Annotated in this window: 16 protein-coding genes; 10 read left to right on the plus strand and 6 right to left on the minus strand. The window is 58.7% G+C overall.

The annotated features are described in order from the left end of the window. Positions 1–178 precede the first annotated feature (178 nt). Complete coding sequence (locus BJF91_RS19160) at positions 179–760, minus strand: RBBP9/YdeN family alpha/beta hydrolase (RefSeq protein WP_075616149.1); 582 nt, start codon at positions 758–760, stop codon at positions 179–181. A 156-nt stretch (positions 761–916) separates the two neighbouring features. Here BJF91_RS19160 and BJF91_RS19165 point away from each other — a divergent pair, with 156 nt between their 5' ends. Both BJF91_RS19165 and BJF91_RS19170 read left to right on the plus strand, forming a co-directional pair. Next, positions 917–2,578, plus strand: coding sequence for a tannase/feruloyl esterase family alpha/beta hydrolase (locus BJF91_RS19165; RefSeq protein WP_075616150.1), 1,662 nt, complete (start codon positions 917–919; stop codon positions 2,576–2,578). A gap of 542 nt (positions 2,579–3,120) precedes the next feature. After that, positions 3,121–4,296: a GGDEF domain-containing protein gene (locus BJF91_RS19170; RefSeq protein WP_162843889.1), complete on the plus strand. Its 1,176-nt coding sequence runs from the start codon at positions 3,121–3,123 to the stop codon at positions 4,294–4,296. Between the two features lie 75 nt (positions 4,297–4,371). Here the strand turns inward: BJF91_RS19170 and BJF91_RS19175 are convergent, their stop codons facing one another. Further along, complete coding sequence (locus BJF91_RS19175; RefSeq protein WP_075616152.1) at positions 4,372–5,001, minus strand: glutathione S-transferase family protein; 630 nt, start codon at positions 4,999–5,001, stop codon at positions 4,372–4,374. Between the two features lie 150 nt (positions 5,002–5,151). Continuing rightward, complete coding sequence (locus BJF91_RS19180) at positions 5,152–5,793, minus strand: TetR/AcrR family transcriptional regulator (protein ID WP_139310775.1); 642 nt, start codon at positions 5,791–5,793, stop codon at positions 5,152–5,154. 98 nt (positions 5,794–5,891) lie between these two features. Between BJF91_RS19180 and BJF91_RS19185 the strand changes: the two genes are divergently transcribed. After that, complete coding sequence (locus tag BJF91_RS19185) at positions 5,892–7,133, plus strand: FAD-dependent oxidoreductase (RefSeq protein ID WP_075616154.1); 1,242 nt, start codon at positions 5,892–5,894, stop codon at positions 7,131–7,133. A 73-nt stretch (positions 7,134–7,206) separates the two neighbouring features. Here the strand turns inward: BJF91_RS19185 and BJF91_RS19190 are convergent, their stop codons facing one another. Beyond that, entirely contained in the window at positions 7,207–8,421 is a 1,215-nt protein-coding gene (locus tag BJF91_RS19190; RefSeq protein WP_075616155.1) for an NADP-dependent isocitrate dehydrogenase, read from the minus strand. Positions 8,422–8,623: 202 nt separating this feature from the next. Between BJF91_RS19190 and BJF91_RS19195 the strand changes: the two genes are divergently transcribed. Together BJF91_RS19195 and murI are read left to right on the plus strand one after the other, a co-directional pair. Further along, positions 8,624–9,478 (plus strand): RNA methyltransferase, encoded by an 855-nt coding sequence (locus BJF91_RS19195; RefSeq protein WP_075616156.1) that lies wholly within the window; start codon positions 8,624–8,626, stop codon positions 9,476–9,478. Continuing rightward, a complete protein-coding gene (gene murI, locus BJF91_RS19200; RefSeq protein WP_075616157.1) occupies positions 9,459–10,286 on the plus strand; it encodes a glutamate racemase in 828 nt (275 codons plus the stop codon). Before BJF91_RS19195 ends, murI begins: the two co-directional genes overlap by 20 nt. A gap of 19 nt (positions 10,287–10,305) precedes the next feature. Here murI and BJF91_RS19205 read toward each other — a convergent pair whose 3' ends face one another. Continuing rightward, the gene (locus tag BJF91_RS19205) at positions 10,306–10,767 is read right to left on the minus strand and encodes an SRPBCC domain-containing protein (RefSeq protein WP_075616158.1); all 462 of its coding nucleotides are present in this window, start codon (positions 10,765–10,767) and stop codon (positions 10,306–10,308) included. A gap of 592 nt (positions 10,768–11,359) precedes the next feature. On the opposite strand from BJF91_RS19205, the gene BJF91_RS19210 reads away from it, so the two are divergent. The 5 genes from BJF91_RS19210 (at position 11,360) to BJF91_RS19225 (ending at position 15,769) form a co-directional block, all read left to right on the plus strand. Then, positions 11,360–12,652: a hemolysin family protein gene (locus BJF91_RS19210; protein ID WP_075616159.1), complete on the plus strand. Its 1,293-nt coding sequence runs from the start codon at positions 11,360–11,362 to the stop codon at positions 12,650–12,652. A 43-nt stretch (positions 12,653–12,695) separates the two neighbouring features. Beyond that, positions 12,696–12,923 (plus strand): hypothetical protein, encoded by a 228-nt coding sequence (locus BJF91_RS19215; RefSeq protein WP_075616160.1) that lies wholly within the window; start codon positions 12,696–12,698, stop codon positions 12,921–12,923. Then, entirely contained in the window at positions 12,920–13,045 is a 126-nt protein-coding gene (locus BJF91_RS25445) for a hypothetical protein (RefSeq protein ID WP_267890172.1), read from the plus strand. The genes BJF91_RS19215 and BJF91_RS25445 overlap by 4 nt, the downstream gene beginning before the upstream one ends. A 176-nt stretch (positions 13,046–13,221) precedes the next feature. Then, on the plus strand, positions 13,222–14,739 hold the full coding sequence (locus BJF91_RS19220; protein ID WP_075616161.1) for an ATP-binding protein: 1,518 nt from the start codon (positions 13,222–13,224) through the stop codon (positions 14,737–14,739). A gap of 118 nt (positions 14,740–14,857) precedes the next feature. Next, positions 14,858–15,769, plus strand: a complete 912-nt coding sequence (locus tag BJF91_RS19225) for an alpha/beta hydrolase (protein WP_234801674.1) — start codon at positions 14,858–14,860, stop codon at positions 15,767–15,769. 28 nt (positions 15,770–15,797) lie between these two features. Here BJF91_RS19225 and BJF91_RS19230 read toward each other — a convergent pair whose 3' ends face one another. Further along, on the minus strand, positions 15,798–16,766 hold the full coding sequence (locus BJF91_RS19230) for an alpha/beta hydrolase family protein (RefSeq protein WP_075616163.1): 969 nt from the start codon (positions 16,764–16,766) through the stop codon (positions 15,798–15,800). Positions 16,767–16,861 lie beyond the last annotated feature (95 nt).

Genomic DNA, 16,861 nt, shown 5'->3' on the forward strand with positions numbered 1-16,861 from the left:
TTTTTCTAGCCGCACCCGTTTCCGGCTTATGGCGCTGCTGTAGCGGCCGACCTGTTCCCGATCCCATGGTTGGCAAGAATCGCAGGCTTCACGGCACGCCGCTTATTCCTTCTAGCACGCCAGCGCCGTTGCGCGAAATGCGTGGCCTCAGAAAGCCATGGATAAGTCGTGATGGCGCTCAGGGCTGCGGCGACTGGCTTTCGGAGCCGTCGGCTAGTTTGGCAAGAAACTGAGCAAACACCATGGTGCCCTCCGGCCAGGGACCATGGCCGGACTCGGCATTGATATGCCCTGCTTCACCGGCATCGACCAGGAGCGCGCCCCAGTCCCTGGCGATATCGTCGGCGTGTTCATAGGTGCCGAAAGGGTCGTTGCGGCTGGCGACCATCAAGGTCGGAAAGGGCAGGCGCAGACGAGGATAGGGGCCGAAAGTCATCAGGTGTTTCGGCCTGATCTCAGGGTTGGCCACGTCAGGCGGTGCGACCAGGAAGGCACCGGCCACGGGACGACGAAAATGCGGAACGGCGTGGATGACCGTGGGCACGCCAAGCGAATGGGCGACGAGCACGACCGGCTTTTCTGCCCGGTTGACCTCTTCCACCAGCCGGTCGACCCAATCCTCGCGAACGGGTTTGGTCCATTCGGCCTGCTCCACCCGCCGTGCGGTCGACAATTTGCTCTGCCAGCGGCTCTGCCAATGGTCCGGACCGGAATTGGTATAGCCGGGAACGATCAATATTTCTGCTTGAGATGCCTTCATGGCGCCTTATCTGCGATCAGTCGCGCTTGTCGTCAAGAGGCGGCGTCCTGCCTGCAATAACAAAATGGCCTCCAACAACAAAATGGTTTGTGGTGCGTACCAATTGACGAGATTTGCCGACCGGAGTAGCCTGACGGACTATTCTGGGAGGAATGCATGACTATGATATTTTTGAGAGGCGCCGCCTTTGCTGCGCTGTTTTTTCCGTCTTTTGCCTTTGCTGCCGGCACCTGCGCCGATCTCACAAAACCGGAAGCGCATCCGCCGCAATTAACGATCACCGAAGCCAAGCCCGTAGCGGCTGGCCCGGACGCGCCGGTGAGTTACTGCCTGGTCCACGGTGAATTAGGTGACCATAAGGGCGTCGATGGAAAGGCTTATGCGATTCAGTTCGAGATGCGGTTGCCCGACGATTGGAACGGCCGTTTCGTGCATCAATTCAATGGCGGCAATGACGGCAAGGTTATTCCAGCGACAGGCCCGCTTCTTGGTGGCGACAAGACGCAAACTGCCCTTGGCCGCGGCTATGCCGTCGTCTCCAGCGATGCCGGCCATGAGGAGGGTGCGGCTGCCGACAAGGGGCTAGCCGGGCCGGCGGCCTTCGGGTTGGACCCGGTCGCCCGCGAAGATTATGGCTACGGCGCGGTTGCCAAGCTCAATCCGCCGGCAATGGCGCTGGTCGAACAGTATTACGATAAGAAAATTGCCTTCCGCTACGGGATCGGTGGATCGAATGGCGGCCGCCATGGCCTTATGGCCGCGACAAGACTGCCGGAGCAGTTCGACGGCATTCTCGCCGGCTATCCCGGCTTCAACCTGCCGAAGGCCGCCATTCAGCACGCCTGGGACGTTCAGGCCTGGACCAAGGTAGATCCGGATATTGCCAAAGCCTTCTCTCAAGCTGATATGGCGGTGCTGGCCAAGGGCATTCTCTCTGCCTGCGACGTGCTGGATGGCAGGGTGGACGGCCTTGTCGGCGATCCGCAGGCCTGCGAGACGCATTTCAACATTGCCAGCCTCGCCTGTAAGGGTGACAAGCAGCCTGATTGCTTGAGCCAGGCACAGATCACCGCTCTTAAAACCAGCCATGCGGGCCCGAAGAACAGTAAGGGCAAGGCTCTCTACAGCAATTGGGATTGGGATCCCGGCATGGCGTCGGCCAACTGGCGGACCTGGAAACTCCAAAGCCCGATCCCGGCCTGGGGTGGCAAGCCCATCATCGCGGTCATGGGCGCGGGATCGCTGGCGCAGATCTTCACGACACCGCCCACTGCCATCGGCGGTACGCCCGACGATCTTCAAAAGTACCTGCTCGATTTCGATTTCGATCGCGATGCACCGAAAATCTTTGCCAAGTCGGGGCCTTTCACCCAATCGGCGGCCGAATTCATGATACCGCCGGGCTCCGACAACCCGCGTCTCAAAGCCTTTCGCGATGCCGGGCATAAGATGATTGTCTTTCATGGCAATGCCGATCCGGTGTTTTCGGTGCTCGACACGGTGAAGTGGTATCGCAAGCTTGACAGCAACAACGGTGGCAAGGCCGGTAATTTCGTCAAGTTTTATCGTATTCCCGGCATGCCGCACGGCGCCGGCGGCCCATCCTATGACGATTTCGACTTCTTCACGCCCTTGGTTGCCTGGGTGGAGAAGGGGGAGGTGCCCGGCCCGGTTTCTGCCGGCATTTCCAACGGCAATAAGGAAGCCGCAGGGCTTGCACCGGGTCGCACGCTCTATTGCCCGTTTCCACAGATTGCGCGCTATGATGCCAAGATCTCGGCGGCAAGCCCGGACAAGGCGCCGTTCAGGTGTGAATAGGCATCTTCAGGAAAAATGTGCAGCGGTTTGGTAACCCCAACGCGGCCACAAAAAGTTGCACCATCTGCCGGCGCTAGCGTGCGCCGGTATTTTCTTTTGCGGAGGTGATGAGAGCGCGCTTCTGTAAGGCGTTCACAAACAGAAAATACAACTTCAGCGTAATTTTCTTGAATGTACCAAGAAGTCTGCTGCAAATGGAATTCGACCGCCTTTTTACTCTGCCTTTACTGAGCGATGATAATTTCAAGCCATTGAGCTTCCCGATGGCTTTTTCAGTTGAGAGATCGGCTGAACAATCGAAGCTGTAGACCTCTCTCTTGATGCGAGGCGCTGACGACAGTCGAGCGATATTCGTTCAAAGGCGGTCGTTGAGCTGGTCCCTGAGGCTGGCGCGACCGTGCGAGAGAGGCTTATGACCCGGTCTTGTCGGTAGAGCGGGGTTAGCGCAACCATTTTCGGAATATTGTCGATTGTTAGAGCTATTTAATATTCAAACTCTCATGTTGTGCCAGTTGGTCGGCTGGACCCTGGGTGCTGTCCTGATGGCCGTCAGTTGGCTCTCCGATCGCAAATCCACCGAACTTGCCGTCTGGAGCGTCGGCTTTTGCATCGTATCGTTTGGCATCGTGCTGCAGGCGATACGTGGGCAGATTCCTGAGAATTTGGGCATCGGTATCGGCGGTGCACTGGTGCTATTCGGCTCTGGTCTGGTTTGGATCGGTTTTCGGATTTTTGATGGATTTTCGAGGCCTTACTGGTCCGCTTTGGCCATCCCGGCGCTATGGCTTGTCTGTTATCTCGGCATGGATTTTTTCTCTGCCCATCCCAATCACCGCATCATCCTTTATACAACGCTGACGACCATTCAGGTCTATGTCTCGATTGAATCCCTCTGGCGCGGATGGTTGCGTGACCGTCTGCCTGCCCGCATCGTGCTGCTGGTGATGTTGATCTCCTATGGGGCAGTGATGGTTTTCCGGGTGCCGCTGGTCGTCTTCTGGCCGGTCACCGAGATCAACGGCGTGTCGCAGACCGCCTGGTTCGGCCTTGTCACCTTCATTCTCTATGTCAACAGCCTGGGGATCGGGATTGGCATCTTCGCGCTGAACAGCAATCGCAGCCTGATGCAGTATAAACATGCATCGGAAGTCGACATGCTGACCGGCGTGCTCAACCGCCGTGCCTTCTACGAGCGCACTCAGGCATTGATGAGCCAGAAAAGCGGCGTGCTTGCACTAATGGACATCGACTATTTCAAGCGGATCAACGACTTCCATGGCCATGCCGGCGGCGATCTGGCGCTGACAACCTTTGCCGAAACAGTTTCACGACAGCTTGAGCCCGACATGATCTTTGGGCGGCTTGGCGGGGAGGAGTTCGCCCTGTTCATTCCAGGCAGCCAGGGTAGCGATGCGCTTGCCTTTTGCGAGGTGTTGCGCCAGTCAATCGCTACGGAATTGATCCGTTGGAATGACGACTATATTTCCATGACCATCAGCATCGGTCTCTGCGACGTCGCCAAACCTGGCGCCGATCTCGACGCCGTTTTGGCGCGGGCTGACGCTGCTCTCTATCTCGCCAAGGACCAAGGCCGTGACCGCTGCGTGCTGTCTTCCATGGTCGACGCGCTGTTGCAGCGGGTGCCAGGCCAAAGCGGAGCGACAGGCCTGGCAATGCTGAACGCCATGGCCACGGCCATGCCGGAACCCTCTAGATAATAGATCTTTCGCCTGTCGAGCGGATTGCCCGTCCGGGAATGCGTAAAGTCTAGGTCTGGCAAAGCCCGGTTGACCTTAGCCCTTGGAAGCCTGGGCGGCCCTTGCTTCATCGTCGATCGCGCTGGCGCGACGGAAGGCATCGCGATCCGTCATTCGGGCGATGTAATCCGCAAACACCGGTCGTGACCCGACGGAACCGACCCGTGTCGAGAACGACAGGTGCGAGGCGATATAGATGTCGGCAGCGCTGAACGCATCGCCAGCAACGTATGGATTGGCGGTGATGGCCGAGGCGATGATATCCATCATTCTCTGCATATCGACAAAGCCAACCATTGGGCGGCGGTCGTCTGGGACGGTGAAGCCGCAGGCCTGGCTGATGACCGCCGACTCGACCGGGCCAGACGTAAAGAACAGCCAGCGATAATAGTTGCCGCGATCCGCCGGTGCCGGGGCGAGCCCCGCTTGTGGAAAGGCATCGGCGAGATAGGCCAGAATTGCCGGCGTTTCCGTTACGACAGTTGCGCCGTGGCGAATGGCCGGCACTTTGCCGAGCGGATTGATGGCAGTGAAATCGGCCGATTTCATCTGCGGGCCGTAGGCCAGCCACTCCGTCTTGTAAGGCTGGCCGATTTCCTCCAGCATCCAGCGCACGATCCGGCCTCGGGACATGGGATTGGTATAAAGTGTGACTTGTTCAGCCATGGTTGTCTCCTCCAGTCATTCAGAACTTGAAACAGAAGATTGAGTTTTGCTATCGGCGCAATTTCATCTCGCTGCCGTTATGGCGCGCAGGTTCTTCTCTTCATCTTGTCGATGATTGTCGTTGTGTGGGCTCAATAGCGGGATCACCACTCAGCTTCGACCTTTGAAATCAGCATCGGCCTGCAAGAGATAGGCAACACACATGTCGCCCAGGAAATCGCAAAATGCGGTCCAGTCGGCGGTTGTCACATCAAAGGCGATGGGGGCGCCGACGATCCTGACCCAAGTGCACGAAAACATCATCCGGAAACACCTGTCGTAGGCATCTTGCCGCGTGTCGCCAAGCGCGGTTTGGAGATAGGTTTCGAATGCCTTGCCCATCTTCATGCAGGATTGTGCGCCGCGCTCGACTGCACGCGGATTGCCTCCATCCAGGCGCGCCAGTGCCACGATTGTTTTTTCATGGTCCGACACGTGCTTGCAAAAACGCATCACAGCGTCTCGGATAACGGCGGCATCGTCCATATTATCAAGACGATGCGTCGGGAACAGCCGCATTGCCTGCGCATCCATGGCCTCAAGAACCCGAGCCTGGAGCGCCAGGTAGATCATCTCTTTCGAGCCAAAACGCTGGTAGATGGAGCCGATCGACACACCAGATTTCACGGATAGCCTGGCGACGGAAAACTCGCTTTCCTCGCCCTGCATCAGCAATTCGACGCCAGCGTTCATCAACTGTTCGAGCGTGTCGCGACTGCGCTTTTGGCGTGGTCTCTTGACGATGTCATCCATGTTGTCCGGGTTATCGCAAACCGCCGTCTTGTTCAAATGCTTCTTGAACTAGAATGTAGATTCTAGTATCTAAAAATTGATAACAGGAGGAGTGCGAAATGAAGCTTTCGTGGAGAGTGGGAAGACGTGTGGCTGTGGTGGGGGCCGGGCCGGGCGGGTTATCGGCAGCGCTGGCTCTGACAGCGAAGGGATACGATGTCAGGATCTTTGAGCGGCATCAGGCGCCTCGCCCCCTGGGAGGTGCAGTTCTACTCAGCGTGCCGGTGTTAGCGATGCTGCGGCAATATGGTGTGGATCTCAGTAATTTCGGCTCCTATACAAGCACCCATTTCCGCAACCAGAAAGGCAAGCTTAGGGCCGCGCTACCCTTCAATGCCAAGGTGGAGGAGCAATTCGGCATCAAGGGCTGGCATTACGGCGTTCTCAGATCCTCGGCATTTTCCGACATGCTGAAGCTGGTCCCTGAGGGAATGATCGTCGGAGGCTATTCGCTGAAATCTTACGATGACAGCGGTAAGGTCATCCGACTGCATTTCGAGGACCAGGAGACCGTCGATGCTGACATGCTTATCGGCGCCGACGGTGTGAATTCTGTTGTATCGAAACAGGCGTTTGGCGATCCTGGCCTTTTTCACGTCGGCATCCGCGTCTGGCTCGCCTGGTGCAATCACTTCGAAGGTGTGCCGGCCAACACCGGATGGATCTCCCATTCACGCCAGCACCAGGCAAGCTTCTTTCCGATGCTGCATGATGGGAAGCCGGGTTTTGAATGGTGGGTGGTGGAGCCGTCGTCACCGACGGCACCCGTGCCCTCTGACCCGAAGGCCCACGTCACCAATATCGTTAGCCAATTTGCCAACCCCATGCCGCGTTTTCCGGCACATACCGATTTCTCGTCTCAGATGTTTCGCTGGGAGGTCTACAATCGCCCGTCTTTGAAGGCGTGGAGCAAAGGCAGGGTCGTTTGTCTAGGCGACGCAGTGCATCCCGTCTCGCCCTATGCGGCCTATGGGATGGGAATGGCGATTGAGGACGGATATTTCATAGCCAAATATCTGGACGGACGGGATCTGTCCGATCTGTCGCAGCTCAAGGGCGCGTTTGCCGAATATGAGGCTCAGCGTGTTGCTTATTGCAACCACCATGTCGAGCTTGCACGGCGTCTCGGGAAGCTGTTCCACCGCCTTCCGGCCCCGCTCGCGGTTCTCCGAGATCTCGTTTATGATAACACGAAACTGCTCGAACGAACGCTCAGCAAGGATTACCTGAAGACTGCGGAAGACTTTTCCATCGCACTCACCGAACTGCATGTGAAGAACGTTCGCGACCAGGCCGCTTAAAATTATCGTCGAAAAAAAAGCCCCGCGTTTTCGCGGGGCCTTCTACTTTTACACGCCGTTACACCTTGAATGATCAGGCGGTCATTGCAGCGCGAAGGTTTTCATCCACCTTGTCGAGGAAAGCGGTGGTCGACAGCCATGGCTGATCGGGGCCAATCAGCAGAGCCAGGTCCTTGGTCATAAAGCCGGCTTCGACGGTGTCGACGCAAACCTTTTCCAGGGTGGATGCGAACTTGGCCAGATCGGCATTGTCGTCCAGCTTGGCGCGGTGGGCAAGGCCACGGGTCCATGCGAAGATCGAGGCGATCGAGTTGGTCGAGGTTTCCTGACCCTTCTGATGCTGGCGGTAGTGGCGCGTCACGGTGCCGTGCGCAGCTTCCGCTTCTACCGTGCGGCCATCGGGCGACAACAGGACCGAGGTCATCAGGCCGAGCGAGCCGAAGCCCTGGGCAACAGTGTCGGACTGAACGTCGCCGTCATAGTTCTTGCACGCCCAGATATAGCCGCCGGACCACTTCAGAGCGGAAGCGACCATGTCGTCGATCAGGCGATGTTCGTAGGTGATGCCGGCAGCGTCGAACTTGGCCTTGAATTCGGCCTGGTAGACTTCTTCAAAGATATCCTTGAAGCGGCCGTCATAGGCCTTCAGGATGGTGTTCTTTGTCGACAGGTAGACCGGCCATTTGCGCATCAGGCCGTAGTTCATCGAAGCGCGGGCAAAGTCGCGAATCGAATCGTCCAAGTTGTACATGGCCATGGCAACGCCAGCAGACGGAGCATCGAACACGTCCTTCTCGATCACCTGGCCGTCTTCGCCGACGAACTTGATGGTCAGCTTGCCCTTGCCGGGGAACTTGAAATCGGTTGCCTTGTACTGGTCGCCGAACGCGTGACGGCCGACGACGATCGGCTGGGTCCAGCCGGGGACGAGACGGGGAACGTTCTTGCAGATGATCGGCTCGCGGAAGATCACGCCGCCGAGGATGTTGCGGATCGTGCCGTTCGGGCTCTTCCACATTTCCTTCAGGTTGAATTCCTTCACGCGGGCTTCGTCCGGCGTGATGGTCGCGCACTTGATACCGACGCCGTGCTTCTTGATGGCATGGGCGGAATCGATCGTGACCTGGTCATTGGTCGCGTCGCGGTTTTCAACCGAGAGGTCGTAGTATTCGATCTCGAGATCGAGGTAGGGCAGGATCAGTTTTTCCTTGATGAACTGCCAGATGATACGGGTCATCTCATCGCCGTCGAGATCGACGACCGGGTTGGCAACCTTGATCTTTTGCATAAATCTTCCTCATCGATAGGGCGGCGTCGAAAGGGCCGCGTCTCTGTCCATAGACCGGTTTTGCCTATAGCATTCTCGACAGCCAAGGCAAACAGGAAGGCGCGGCCTCCGTTCATTTTAGCTTGAGACGACATTGCCGCTGCCTCTTGCCTTTTTACCAATTTTTCCCCAATGCAGACCTGAATTTTGCAGGAAAGGCGCCATGGCAGGCACGAACAGCGAACGCGAACTTATCGCCGAGGGACCGGCAATCATTCTGGTTGAGCCGCAATTGGGCGAGAATATCGGCATGGTAGCACGTGCAATGGCCAATTTCGGCCTGGCAGAACTGCGGCTGGTCAATCCCCGCGACGGTTGGCCCTCGGAAAAAGCCCGGTCTGCCGCCGCCAAGGCCGATCACGTCATCGACGGCGCCAAGCTCTTCGACACACTGGAAGAGGCACTCGCCGATCTCAACTTCGTCTATGCGACGACAGCCCGCCAGCGCGATAATTTCAAGCCGGTCGCGTCGCCGGTGACTGCTGCTGCCAATCTGCGCAGCCGGTTCGTGGCCGGGCAGAAGACCGGAATACTGTTCGGCCGGGAAAAATCCGGGCTTAAAAACGAGGATGTCGCGCTGGCCGACGAGATCGTCACCTTTCCGGTCAATCCGGCCTTCGCCTCGCTCAACATTGCCCAGGCCGTGCTGCTCATGTCCTATGAGTGGATGAAGTCCACGATGGAGGATGTGACGCAGACGCCGTTCCAGGGCGTGGATGAGACGCCGGCCAGCAAGGACGAGGTGATCGGCCTGTTCGATCATATCGAGGAGGCGCTGGATGCTCGCGGCTATTTCCGCCCGGCCCATAAGAAAGAGCGAATGATCGACAATCTACGGGCGGTCCTGACGAGGCGCGCCTTCACCTCGCCGGAAATCCATGTCATGCGCGGCGTTGTGTCTTCGCTCGACCGGTTCTCGCGCCGCAATCCACGCGGGGCTGGTTCTCCGGACGAAGACGTGGTCCGCGACGATGGAGTGGAAGAGGGCGGAGCCGGGCATGACGGACAGGACAACTAACGCAAGACCGGTTCTGGTCTTCGATTCCGGGATCGGCGGTCTGACCGTGCTGCGCGAGGCGAGGGTGCTGATGCCCGAGCGCGGTTTCATCTATATAGCCGATGATGCGGCCTTCCCTTACGGCAACTGGGAGGAAGAGCCGCTGAAACAGCGAATTCTGACGCTGTTTGCCCGGCTGCTGGAAGAATACGATCCCGAGGCGGTGATCGTTGCCTGCAGCACGGCCTTTACTCTGGCGGGTGCGGCGCTACGCCAAGCCTTTCCTGATCGTCGGTTCATCGGCACGGTGCCGGCCATCAAGCCCGCGGCCGAGCGCACCCGTTCCGGATTGATTTCGGTCTTGGCGACACCCGGCACCGTCAAGCGTGCCTATACGCAGGAGCTCATCCAGTCCTTCGCCAGCCAGTGTCAGGTCAATCTGGTCGGCTCGCCCAATCTGGCGCGGCTCGCCGAGGCCTATATTCGCGGTGAGGTCATCGATGACGCCGATGTGCTCGCAGAAATTACCCCTTGTTTCATCGAGAAGGATGGCGCCAGGACAGATATCGCCGTTCTTGCCTGCACCCATTATCCGTTTCTTGCCAACATATTCCGCAAACTTGCTCCCTGGCCCGTCGACTGGCTCGATCCTGCGGAAGCCATTGCCCGCCAGGCACGGCGGCTCGTGCCTCACCTTGCGGAAGGTGAGCTGTGCGAGGAATATGATTTTGCGGTATTCACGTCGGGCCAGCCCGTCTTTTCCACCCATCGGCTCATGCAGGGCTTCGGCCTTCGGATCGAAGCGGGGCTTCACGCCTTCTCGGAATGAGCCGTCATCGCCTGCAATGTCAGATCGACTGTGTCTGCAGGCTGCCGACCATCTGCTCGGTGAGCGCGGCAAGCCTGTCCAGACATTCCTGCCAGGCAAGAGTGATTGCATGCGGGGAAACCGTGGCCGGCAGGTTCGACTGCGTCACGGTAAGTGCGGTGCCTCGTGAGGCTGGGGCGAAATCAATCACTGTCTCTACTCGGGACGTCCAGCCCGGGCTGTCCAGTCGCTCGCAATAGCGGATGCGCTGGTTGACGCTCAGTTCTTCGAACTCTCCGATGATGACATAGGTGAGGTTAACGGATGCGTTGCTGAACTCCAGCCGGAAGATGCCGCCTACTTCAGGGTCAAAAGACAGAGGCTTGCAGGTGTAGTCCTTCCGTTCCATCCAGCGCGAAATGGATTTCCCATCGAGAAATGCGCCGTAGACGCGGCTGACCGGAGCCTGGATGGTTCGATCGATGCGAATGGAATTTGCCATTGCGATACTTTTCCGCTCAAAGGGTCGTAGTTATCCCTGAAAATCAGTAGTTAATTAAAATCGTTTTTTTGATTTTCAGCTGAAATTGACGGTGAATTTGATGAATGATGTGTGTTTATAGTAAGTTTTTCTTCGGTCAACTGACGTAAAATTGCAATCTGTTTCTTTTGTTGTCCTTTAGGTGTGGGACACGCGCTGCTCACTGAGCGTCATGACTAGATGTCGCAGTTGCGAAAGCATGCGACGATACTGTCCCCAATCAGCGCAGGGTGGCAATGCTTCAACCTGAAGCTCAAGATGCCGAGAGATATGAATTAATGTCCACCAACTCAGTGCACCACGATTTCAGCCCACCAGCCATTGTCTTTATTGGGTTTAAATGTGGGACAGAGGAATGCTCCGATTTGCGACATTGATAGCCGTAAGATCGTGGCTTATTTTTTTGGTGAAAACCGAGGGACGGGGGCGAAAATAGGGAGTTAGCCTCATTGCCAGCTGAAAACGCGCTGACCCATTTGGAATGCGGCAAGGACCTGTGCTAGAGAATTGCTTCCGCCGCCCGTGATGCGGTTCCTATGAGATTTGAAACAGCTTGTTAGCCGAAATTGTCACTGTTGTCCTGCTCACCATCTTGAACGGCGTATTGGCAATGTCCGAACTGGCGGTCGTCTCCGCCCGGCCGGCCCGATTGAAGGTCCTGGCTGAAGCCGGGCATCGTGGCGCTGCCGTTGCCATCAGACTGGCGGAAAATCCGGGCCGCTTCCTGTCGACCGTGCAGATCGGTATTACCCTTGTCGGCGTTCTCTCTGGTGCTTTTTCCGGCGCTACTCTCGGCGCTCGTCTTACTCAATGGCTTCTGACCCAGGGCATGAGCGAGGCGCTGTCCAGTACGCTTGGCGTTGGTATCGTCGTTGTCGGCATTACCTACTTGTCGCTGATTGTCGGCGAACTCGTGCCCAAGCAGATCGCGCTGCGCAATCCCGAATTGATCGCATCGCGGATGGCCGGCGCCATGTTGGTGCTTTCCAAGATTTCGCTTCCTTTGGTTTGGTTGCTGGATGGCTCCGGTCGGGCGGTCCTTTCGCTGCTCGGTCAGAAGGGTGCCTCATCGGGCACCGTCACGGACGAGGAAATCAAGACGGTGCTGGCCGAAGCCCAAAGCGCCGGCGTGATCGAATCGGAAGAATCGCAAATGATTTCCGGCGTCATGCGGCTTGCCGACCGCACGGCCCGTGGCCTGATGACCCCGCGCCGTGATGTCGAGGCGATCAGTGTCGACGACACGATCGAGGAAATCCGCGAGACACTGCGCGAGAGCCAGCATTCTCGCCTGCCTGTCAGAAACGGTAATTCCGACGAAATTATCGGCGTGATGCTGGTCAAGAATTTCTACGACGCCCTTGCCAATGGCGGCACGATCGACATCCGCTCCATAACCAGCGAAGTGCCTATTGTCTCCGATCTCGCCGGTGCAATCGACATCATCCAGTCGATCCGCAAGACCGTGCTGCATATGGTTCTGGTCTATGATGAATACGGCCACTTCGAAGGCATCATCACATCCGGCGATATTCTCGAGGCCATTACCGGCGCGTTTCAGGAGGATGGTGAGGAAGAGCCCGCGCTGGTCATGCGCGAAGACGGCTCCTATCTTGTGGCCGGCTGGACTCCCATCGATGAATTCATCGAGCATATCCGCGTGCCTGTTGATGAAGACCCTGACTTTACCACCGTTGCCGGCTTCGTGCTGGACGAGTTGAAGCGTATTCCAGCCTTGGGCGAGAGCTTCATCAAGAATGGCTGGAAATTCGAGGTCGTCGACCTTGATGGCCGGCGCATCGACAAGCTGCTCGTTTCGCCGGTGCCGGCTGACGATCCTGATTGATCGGTGCTGAGTGGATGAGATTGGCTTGGCGAAGGCGTGAAGCATGACGGTTGTTCATAACGAGCGCACCAAGTTTGTTGCCAACGCCTTCGATCGTGCCTCGACATCCTGTCTGACGGTCGGCGTCTTCGCGCCGATCGCCGCCGCACTCTATACGCCCGCGACGGCGGTTGCTCACGTGCTTCCCTTTATTTTATCGGCCATCTGTTGGCTTTTCGCCGCTGCCGTATTACATTTGTCTGGAAGACGTATCCTGCGGAGACTCCAATGAACGAATTGCAGATATTCGCATTCGTGGTTCTGCCGCTCTCGATTGCGGCCGGCGGATGGGCCTATGCCTGGTTCTGGGAGCGGCGTGACCGCAACCGGCATCGCCTGCATCCGGGCGAATAACGGGTTCCAAGCCTTCCATTTATCTCCAGAATTCCATCATCCACAATCGTCTATCCACAGGCGTCTCTATTGCCTGTGGGTTTCGGTAAGAACCTCGCTTCGTCATGATGAATATATGCTAAACACCTTGTCTCTGTCAGGCTGGTAACGGTCTTTTGCTGGAAAGGGTGGTTTGGGTGCAGGTCGGGATCGATATGGGAACCGTGGCGGGCGGGCAGCCTGCCAAGCTCGATATAGAAGAGCTGCTGGCGACCCGGCTTCTGGTCCAGGGCAATTCAGGCTCCGGCAAGTCGCATCTGCTGCGGCGTCTGCTGGAGCAGTCTGCTCCATGGGTGCAGCAGGTCATCATTGATCCCGAAGGCGATTTTGTTACGCTGTCAGACAAATACGGCCATCTCGTCGTCGATGGTGAACGCAGCGATGCCGAACTGATCGGCATTGCCAACCGCATTCGCCAGCACCGGGTGTCCTGTGTGCTGACGCTCGAAGGCCTCGATATCGAGCAGCAGATGCGCGCCGCCGGTGTCTTCCTGAACGGCTTGTTCGATGCCGAACGGGATTTCTGGTATCCGGTTCTGGTCGTGGTCGACGAAGCTCAGATGTTTGCGCCCTCGGTCGGCGGCGATGTCTCGGAAGATGCCCGCAAACTGTCGCTTGGCGCCATGACCAATCTGATGTGCCGTGGCCGTAAGCGTGGTCTTGCCGGTGTCATCGCCACCCAGCGTCTGGCCAAGCTCGCCAAGAACGTCGCCGCCGAAGCCTCCAACTTCCTGATGGGCCGCACCTTCCTCGATATCGACATGGCCCGCGCCGCCGATCTGCTCGGCATGGACCGCCGCCAGGCGGAAATGTTCCGCGACCTGAAGCGCGGCAATTTCGTAGCACTCGGTCCGGCCCTGTCGCGTCGGCCGCTGCCGATCGTGATTGGCGAGGTCGAGACTTCGGCGCGTTCGTCCAGCCCGAAGCTGATGCCGCTTCCCAACGCGCCGCAGGATGTCGAAGACCTGATCTTCACGCCAGATCCGGAAGAGTTCAACCGGCCGCTGGTGCGCCGCGCCCCGCCGGCACCGCGCCCGACCACCGATATCCTGGCCGAACTCGCCCGGGCGACGCCTGTGGCAAACGACGATCCGGCGCAGTCGCCGCGTCCTTCCCAGGCGGAGATTTCGCCGGAAGAGCGCGAGGAGCGGATGGCGGCGGTTCTCAACGAAATCCTCGACGATCCCCAGGCCGCCTATCGCACCGATGCCGTCCTCTATCAGGAATTCCTGGTGCGCGCCCGTATGCGCAGGGTCGGCGGCCCGCCAATGGCAATGGGCGAATTTCGTCGCCGTGTCGCGGTGGCGAGAGCCGATATTGATGAGGAAACTGCGGCCTCCGACTCCTGGCAATCAGCGCTGTCTTTGTCGATGCGCGTCTCCGACGATCTTCAGGGCGTGTTCCTGCTGATGGCCAAGGCGGCAATCCGCAACGAGCCTTGCCCCTCGGATCTCCGGATTGCCCGGGCCTATGGCACACACTCTGCCCGCCGCGCCCGCCGGTTGCTCGGCTATTTCGAGGAGCAGGGCATGGTCGTGGTCCACACGGATTTTTCCGGCAAGCGCATCGTCGCTTTTCCCGATCTGGAAGCCGAGACCCAGCCTGGTGATCCCAATGCCGCCGACCTGCCGGAAAGCCGGACGGCTGCGGAGTAACGGGGGTTAACCCTCACCCTCTGGGCTCACCACCCGTCAGCGACGAAGTTGTGCCGCATTGGCTGGCCATGCTGGTGCTATGACCCAAACCGTATCGACCCTCAACCGGAGGCAGATCGTGACCCTTGCCGCGCTGTCGCTGCTAGGCTTTGCAGACAAGAGCAGGGCGACGACCGTCGCTGCCGGGGAGATGCTGCTCTGGCCGGGCCGTGCGCCGGGCGGCGGCGGTCCAAGGCTTGGCCGGCGCATCATTCACAAGGGTGCGCTTTTGAGGATCGCCACGCCGACGCTGCGGATGGTGCGCCCGGACAAGCCCAACGGCACGGTGGTGCTGATTGCTCCAGGCGGCGGCTATCGTTTTGTCGAGGAGCACAAGGAAGGCGAGGCCGCAGCGGTTTGGCTCGCCGCCCGCGGCATTACAGCCTTCATCCTGACCTATCGCCTGCCGGGCGAGGGTTGGTTCCTCGGTCCCTTCGCCCCCTTGCAGGATGCCCAGCGGGCTTTGCGGTTGATTCGTGCGCAAGGCGAGGCCCTCGGGCTCGATCCGGCCAAGATCGGCTGCATGGGCTTTTCCGCCGGCGGTCACCTGATGGGCATGCTTTCGACCCGCTTTGCCGAGCCGGTCTATCAGGCGGTGGACGAGGCAGACACGCACTCCGCCCGACCGGATTTCACCTTGCTGGCCTATCCCGTCATCACCTTGAAGCCGCCATCGGAGCACACCTGGACACGGGTTGAAATGGTCGGAAAACATCCGACTGATGCAGCTCTGGCGGCTTGGTCCGTGGAAACGCATGTTGGTCCGACCTGTCCTCCGGTTTTCATCGCCCATGCTAAGGACGATCCGGTCGCGCCGATCGGCAATGCGCGGATCATGCAGGCGGCTTGCGAAAAGGCAGGCGTGCCCGTCAATCTCGTAGAGCTGGAGACCGGCGGGCACGGCTTTGCTATGGGGGATGCGGCCAACCATAAGGTGGTCTGGACGCCGGCGCTTGAAACCTGGATGCGAGATCGAGGTCTGTTGGCTTGAAGGTCGCGTCCGCCAGTTGGGCGTTCCCCTACTTGCGGGTGACAGTGCCGATCGCGTTTGCATGGGTCGCCAGGGATTGGCAGGCATTGTCCCAGGCGGGGTCGCCATTATAAAGCGCTGAGCGCAGATAGGCCCAGGTCATCCGCCGGGTGACTTCAAGCCGATCCGGATCTTCGTCGTCGGTTTCTTTGGCATCGTAGCCGGCTATGCCGCCCAACCCGTGCTTGGCGCCAAGTAGAGTGAGAATGGCATCCGCGCCGGGGCTCAGATGATAGGCATCGGCATGCCAGTCCGGTCCGCGCACCGTAATATGCGGGCTGTCATCGGCATCGCCGCAGACCACCAAGGTGCGACTGGTCAGCGTAGAGAAGTCAGGATTAAGAGCGGAATAGTGCTGGGCCGCATAAGCGCTGAGATCCGCGCCGCCCTTGCCCGGGGCCGCCAGAAGCACGCCGACTTTGACGCGTGGCTCAATCAGCCTGATGTCACGCGCCGTCTCATCCAACGGATCGTTCAGCCCGGCACCCAGCAACATGCCGACCGTCTGTCCGCCCAGGGAGTGCCCGACCGCAGCAATTTTGTCGCGGTCGAGACGACCCGCGATCCACGGCGCCTGCGCCTCGATTTCGTCCAGTCGGTCGAGGATCATCACCATGTCCTCAACGCGTGAACGCCAGAACAGTGGGCCGCCTGGTGCATCGGCCGCAAGACCGGCGACCTTGGAATTCAAATGCGTCGGCTGGATAACGACGAAGCCTTGTTCCGCATAGAAATTAGCGAGCGGACCATAGCCGTCCTTGGACGGGATATAGAGTGAGGGGCCATGGCCGTGCGACAGGAGAATGATCGGCAGCGAGCCGCCGTGCGTTGGTGCGGTGATCCGCATGTCGAGCGGTCGACCGCGCGCCGGTGCCGGGAGCGTAATGGAGTTGATCGAAAGCGTCGTCTGCGGAGCGCTGACGGGAATAAGGCGCGAGGCGCCAATGAGATTGTTCATTTCTGGAGAATCCTCTTGTCGACAAATTGCTCGATCGTCGAGCTTGTGATAAAACGGAACCGTGTTCCGATTTTTTATATACGGAACATTGTTCC

This window comes from Gillisella taibaishanensis (genome assembly GCF_001938985.1).
Taxonomy (GTDB): domain Bacteria; phylum Pseudomonadota; class Alphaproteobacteria; order Rhizobiales; family Rhizobiaceae; genus Allorhizobium; species Allorhizobium taibaishanense.